We start from the raw sequence: 6,060 nt of genomic DNA, 5'->3' as shown, positions 1-6,060 counted from the left end.
ACCGGTGGTGCCGTGCCGGGTTCCTCCGGGCGGAAGGCCGGGGGTTCGGCGGACGCTGGGACTCCCAGCGCCCAGCGCACGTCCCGGCCGAAGGCCACGGACGAGCCCGCCGGAGGCGGTGCACCGACTGGGGAGCGTGAACCGGGCGCCGATGGCGCCGCGCCGGGTTCCTCCGGGCCGAAGGCTGCCGGCGTGCGTGAGTCCGCCACCGGTGCGACGGGCGCCGACGGTGGCGGGTCGGGTTCCTCTCGGTCGCAGGCCGGGGGATCGGCAGGTGCCGGGGCTTCCGGTGCTCGGCCCTCCTCCGGGCCGAAGGCGGCGGATGCGCCTGCCGCGGGCGGTGCGACTGCCGGCGTGCCCGGGTCTCCTGCCGGTGCGACGGGCGCAGACCGTGCCGAGGGGGGTTCCTCCGGGTCGAAGGCCGATGGGTCGGTGGACGCTGCGGCTTCGTCCGAGGGCGGGGCGGAGGCCCCGAAGGTGCCTGCGCCGTCCCGTACCGGCGGGGATTCCCGTGGCCGGTCCGAGGCCGGGCCGGGGGCCGCGGACGCGGCTGCGGCGTCGTCCCGCGCTGGGGCGAAGGACGACGCCACCACGACGTTCCGGGTTCCCGCCGTTGCTCCGGACACTCCGGAGGCTCCGGACGCTCCGGGTTCGGCGGGCTCCGGTCGGACCGACGCGCCGGGCGCAGGCGGCTCCGCGCCGGCCGCAGGCCCCTCCGTGCCGGGGGCTCGGGCTCAGGAGGGCTCTGAGGGGGCTCTGAGCGTCTCTCGCCGGGCCCCCGAGGGCTCGGATGGGTCCGGGGGCTCTGAGGCGGCTGAGGCGCGTGTGGAGGGCGATCGCGCCCCCGGCCGTGCCGCGGAGTCCGGAGGCGATGCCTCCGACGCGTCCGAGTCCGCCGGGGACTCCCCGGTCACCGGGTCGTCCGGTCGCCCCTCCGGCTCCGCCTCCGGTGCCAAGGACTCCGCCACCGCCAGCTTCCGCCTCGTCGCCGAGGCCGACGCCGCCAAGGTCGACGGCGAGGACCGGCTGCGTGCCGCCGTCGCCGCCTGGGTGACCAAGTCCGACGACGCGGAGCCCGCTGCGCCCGCCGTCGAGGACGAGCCCGGTGACGCCGTGCCCGAGGTCCCGTCCGGTGACGGCGAGGACGGCTCCGTCGAGGACGAGCCCGCCGATGCCGTGCCCGGGGCCGCCGGGGACGACCCCGCCGACACCCCGCCCGTGGAGTAGATGCATCGGCCAGGGATCGCCCCGCGGACTGACTCCCGCTTACGCGCGCGTGCCTACGCTGGGTGACGTGCAACGTGTCTACGATTTCCTCCGCCGTCATCCGACGCTGGTGGACAGCTTCTGGGCTGTCTGCCTCGTCCTGATGACCGGTGCCTGGCTGATCGCCGTGGACACGACCAGCCCCGAGGACACCCCGCACGCCCCCTACTCCGACGGCGAGAAGACGATCGCGCTGGCCATCGGCATCGGCTACGCCGTCGTGGTCGCCTTTCGCCGGCGCTTTCCCGAGCGCATGCTGCTCTTCGCCGGCGCGCTCGGCGTCGTACAGGTCGTGCTGGACTCGACCCCGGGCCCGGCGAACTTCGCCATGCTCGTCGTCATCTTCACCGTCGCCGCGGGCGACGTGCCCTGGGCGTCGCGGCTGGCGCTCGTCGGCGCCGCGGTCGCGCCCGTGGTCAACCAGGTGCGGTGGCCGGCCTCCGGCGAGACCGTCGTCGAGCAGACCGTCGGCCTCGCCTTCCTGACGGTCCCCTTCCTGCTCGCCTGGGTGCTCGGCGACTCGCTGCGCACCCGCCGCGCCTACTACGCGCAGCTTGAGGAACGGGCCGCCCGGCTGGAGAGGGAGCGGGAGACCCAGTCGCGGATCGCGGTCGCGGCCGAGCGCGCGCGGATAGCCCGCGAGCTGCACGACGTGGTGGCGCACAACGTCTCCGTCATGGTCGTGCAGGCCGACGGCGCCGCGTACGTGCTGGACAGCGCCCCGCAGCAGGCCAAGGACGCGCTCACCACCATCTCCGGCACCGGCCGGCAGGCGCTGGCCGAGATGCGCCGGCTGCTCGGCGTGCTGCGCACCGGCGACCCGGGCGCGGGCAGCGAGTACGTGCCGCAGCCCGGCGTGGAGCAACTGGCCGAGCTGATCGAGCAGGTACGCGGCGCGGGGCTCACGGTCTCCTTCGAGGTGGCCGGCTCGCCGCGGGAGCTGCCGAGCAGCATCGAACTCGCGGCGTACCGCATCGTGCAGGAGGCGCTGACCAACACCCGCAAGCACGGCGGCCCCGAGGCGGGCGCCTCGGTGCGGCTGACCTACGCGGACGGGGAGCTGCAGGTGCTGGTCGAGGACGACGGCCGGGGCTCGCTGCCCGAGCTGTACGAGGAGGGCGGCGCCGACGGCCAGGGGCACGGGCTCATCGGCATGCGCGAGCGCGTGGGGATGACCGGCGGCGAGCTGGACGCGGGGCCGCGGCCCGGCGGCGGCTTCCGCGTGCGTGCCGTACTGCCGCTGAAGACGGCCGCCTGACGGCCGTCCCGGCGGGCGGCTTACCGTCGGACGCGGAAACAAGCGGGAACGAAGGGCGGCCCACGCGGCCCTGATGAGAGAGAAGGGACTCACGTGACGATCCGGGTCATGCTCGTGGACGACCAGGCGCTGCTGCGCACCGGCTTTCGGATGGTGCTGGCCGCCCAGCCCGACATGGACGTCGTCGCGGAGGCGGGGGACGGCGACGAGGCGGTGCAGCTCCTCGACGTCACGAAGGTGGACGTCGTGCTCATGGACGTGCGCATGCCGCGCCTCGACGGCGTCGAGGCGACGCGGCGCATCTGCGCCGGGAAGCCGGCGGAGGCGCCGCCGAAGGTGCTGATCCTGACCACCTTCGACCTCGACGAGTACGCCTTCTCGGCCCTCCAGGCCGGCGCGTCGGGCTTCATGCTCAAGGACGTGCCGCCCGCCGACCTGCTGAGCGCCATCCGGGCCGTGCACAGCGGCGACGCGGTCGTCGCGCCGAGCACGACGCGGCGGCTCATCGACCGGTTCACGGCCGTGATGCCCGCCCCGGCGGGCGAACGGGCGCACCCGGAGCTGAAGCGGCTGACGGACCGCGAGCGCGAGGTGCTGCTGCTGATCGCGCAGGGGCTGTCGAACGGGGAGATCGCGGCGCAGCTGGTGCTGTCCGAGGCGACGGTGAAGACACATGTGGGGCGGATCCTCACGAAGTTGGAGCTGCGGGACAGGGTGCAGGCGGTGGTCCTGGCGTACGAGACGGGTCTGGTACGCGCCGGAGGCTGACGCCGGCCGGTGCCCGCCTCAGCGCAGCAGGCCCTCCAGCAGGGACCCGCCCAGGCGGGCGACCGCCGGCAGCGACAGTTCGTACTGCACGTACCGCCCGCGGCGCCGCGTGACGACGAGCCCGGCCTTCTTCAGCACGGCCAGGTGGCGCGAGACCTCCGGCGCCGTCAGCTGGTGCACGGCGGCCAGCTCGCCCGTCGTCGTCGGCGTCCGCGAGATCGTGCGGCACAGCCGGAGCCGCACCGGGTGCGCCAGCGCCTCCAGCCGCAGTTGCAGCGTCTCCAGCGCGGGCGTCCGGGGCAGGTCCGGCGACGGTATGGGGTACTGGATCACCGGCTGCCAGCCGGGCGCGTACACCACCAGCACGTGCGGCCAGCCGAACGCGGTCGGTATGAACGTCACGCTCTCGCGCGCGACCGCCTCGCCGCTGGTCAGCTTGTCCGCGACGATGCGGACCGCGCCGCCCGCGCCCTCGTCCAGCCGCAGCGAGCTCGACACGTCCGGCAGCGTCGCGGCCAGGCCCTTGCGCCGCAGCAGGTCCGTCTTGTGCCGGGCGTCCGCGGCGAGCGGGTGGCGGACCCGCTCCCACGTCTCGTCGAAGAACGCCTGCGCGCAGTCCTCGAACAGCCGCCGCAGCCACACCCGCAGTCCGTCGGGGTCGGCGAGCATCCGCTCCACGAACGCCGCCTGCCGCGGCCCGCGGGCGGCCGCGCGCTCGACGGCGATGCGGCGGGTGACCGCGTCGGTGAGCGGGGAGGGGCTGCCGTGCTGGTACGCCGGGTTGCAGACGATCTCGAAGGCGGCGGTGACGAACGCGTCGTCCGGGATCCGGTCGAGTGCGTCCAGCTCCTCGGCGAGGGTCGCTCCCGGCGCGGCGGGCAGCAGGATGTCGGCCCGCCCGGCGCTCCACAGGAACTCCGCCTCGCTCAGCCGGTCCGCGAGCGCGGGGTCGAGCGCGGCCGCCGTCGCGGTCGTCCAGCCGGTGGCCCCGGGGTGGTGCGCGGGCGCGGCGAGCGCGTGCAGCGCGGCGCCCAACTCGGCGAGCGGGGAGGGCGTGAAGCCGATGCGCTCGACGGCCAGGCCGGTGATGTCGAGGGTGACGCTCATGAAGCCATGGTCGGGCACGGAACTGACAGCGCCAGGGCCGGCGGACCCGTTTCCCCGCCTACGCGGTTGGACACAGCCCGAAACGCCGGGCTGGAATTCACCTGTGCGCGGTTGGACACCGCGGCGTCAGCGCCCCCGGTCCGCCGCTCACGAGTCCGCCGCCCCGGAATCACCAGGCCCGGAACCGGCAGGGCCCGCGCCCCCCGAGCCGGTGGTACCCGCGTCCCCCGACCCGGCCGGCTCCGCCCTCGCCGCCGCCACCCGCCGTACCCGCTCCACCAGCGCCCCCGCCTCCCGCGCCACGTCCTCCGCGGACCACGCCAGCCCCGGCTCCGTCACCGTGACCTCCGTCACCGACAGCCCCGGCGGATCGCCTGGCTCCGTCCACATCCGGAACAGGCACACCCCCGTCTCCTCCGCCAGCGCCGTCCCCGCCTCCATCAGCGCCTCCGCCCCGTACGGCAGCCAGACCTGGAACTGGTGCGTGTGCGGCACCTCCGGATGCACCCGGAAGAACGGCACCCCCGCCGCCGCGAGCCCCTCCCGCAGCGCCCCCGCGACGACCCGCGCGTGCACCACGTACGACGGCAGCCGCGGCAGCTCCAGCTGCAGCCCCTCCAGCGCGGCCAGCGCCGCCGGCCACTGCTGGAACAGCTGGCCGCCGTACCGGTGCCGCCACGCCCTCGCCTCCTCCACGAACCCCGCGGGACCGGCCAGCGCCGCGCCGGACAGCCCGCCCAGCGACTTGTAGAACGAGACGTACACGCTGTCCGCGAGCCCCGCGATCTCCGCCAGCCCGCGCCCGAAGTGCGTCGTGCACTCCCACAGCCGGGCGCCGTCGAAGTGGACGACCGCCTCCCGCTCCCGGGCCGCCGCGACGACCTCTTCCAACTCCTCCCACTCCGGCAGCACGAACCCCGGCTCGCGCATCGGCAGCTCCAGCATCAGCGTCCCGAAGGGCTCGCCCAGCGCCGCCACCTCCGCCGCCGTCGCGATCCGCGGCTCGCGCGTGGGGTGGACGGCACGCAGCCCGGTGACCACCGAGTACGCCGCGCGCTCGTGCACCTCCAGGTGGGCGAGCGGGTGCGAGGCGACGGCGCGGCTGCCGGTGCGCTCCGCCCAGCAGCGCAGGGCGACCTGCTGCGCCATGGTGCCGGTGGGGAAGAACGCCGCGTCGTCGCAGCCGAGCAGTCCTGCGGTGCGCTCCTCCAGCTCGCCGACGATCCCGCCCGCGTAGACGTCGACCTGCTGGTCGAGGTCGACGCCGCCGGGGCGGGCGGTGGCGAGGCGGGCCAGGCGTGCGGAGATGGTGGGGAGGGAGGCCGAGAGGGTGTGCTCGGCCGCCGCCCACGTCGCGCGCCTACGGGTCATCAGGTCGTCCGCGTCCGTCATGGGCCCAGATCATGCCTGCGCCGCACCTCCGGCACACCGGGTTTACGCCCCCGCGGCGGCCCGTCGCCCCACCGGAGCAGGCGGCACGCGCGCGTACGCGCGCACGGCGCACTCGCGCCGGTGCGGAGTGCTCAGGCACACACCGGCACCCGCCCGACGCCGCAAGTACCATGAACCCGTACGTCCGGTACCCGAAGCGGACTGGAACGGAAGGCGACGTGAACCCCAGCCCCACCCCCGAGCCGCAGGAGAAGCCCGCCCGGCTCGCC

The 6,060-nt window shown here is 75.4% G+C and carries 5 protein-coding genes; 3 read left to right on the top strand and 2 right to left on the bottom strand.

Features of this window, described 5'->3' with window-relative positions:
* The first annotated feature begins 825 nt into the window (after positions 1-825).
* The 3 genes from H5J30_RS14575 (at position 826) to H5J30_RS14565 (ending at position 3,292) form a co-directional block, all read left to right on the top strand.
* Positions 826-1,227: a hypothetical protein gene (locus H5J30_RS14575; protein WP_181787865.1), complete on the top strand. Its 402-nt coding sequence runs from the start codon at positions 826-828 to the stop codon at positions 1,225-1,227.
* Positions 1,228-1,294: 67 nt separating this feature from the next.
* Positions 1,295-2,524 carry a sensor histidine kinase gene (locus tag H5J30_RS14570; protein WP_181787864.1) on the top strand — a complete coding sequence of 410 codons (1,230 nt, stop codon included), beginning with the start codon at positions 1,295-1,297 and terminating at the stop codon, positions 2,522-2,524.
* A 93-nt stretch (positions 2,525-2,617) separates the two neighbouring features.
* Complete coding sequence (locus H5J30_RS14565) at positions 2,618-3,292, top strand: response regulator (RefSeq protein ID WP_181787863.1); 675 nt, start codon at positions 2,618-2,620, stop codon at positions 3,290-3,292.
* A gap of 18 nt (positions 3,293-3,310) precedes the next feature.
* Here H5J30_RS14565 and H5J30_RS14560 read toward each other — a convergent pair whose 3' ends face one another.
* Complete coding sequence (locus H5J30_RS14560; RefSeq protein ID WP_181787862.1) at positions 3,311-4,399, bottom strand: DUF5937 family protein; 1,089 nt, start codon at positions 4,397-4,399, stop codon at positions 3,311-3,313.
* 147 nt (positions 4,400-4,546) lie between these two features.
* Positions 4,547-5,791, bottom strand: a complete 1,245-nt coding sequence (locus tag H5J30_RS14555) for a threonine aldolase family protein (protein ID WP_181787861.1) — start codon at positions 5,789-5,791, stop codon at positions 4,547-4,549.
* Positions 5,792-6,060 lie beyond the last annotated feature (269 nt).

It is taken from the genome of Streptomyces phytophilus (assembly GCF_013870535.1).
Classification (GTDB): domain Bacteria; phylum Actinomycetota; class Actinomycetes; order Streptomycetales; family Streptomycetaceae; genus Streptomyces; species Streptomyces phytophilus.
The sequence above is the reverse complement of the archived record's forward strand: the minus strand, read 5'-3'. Positions and strand labels throughout refer to the sequence as shown.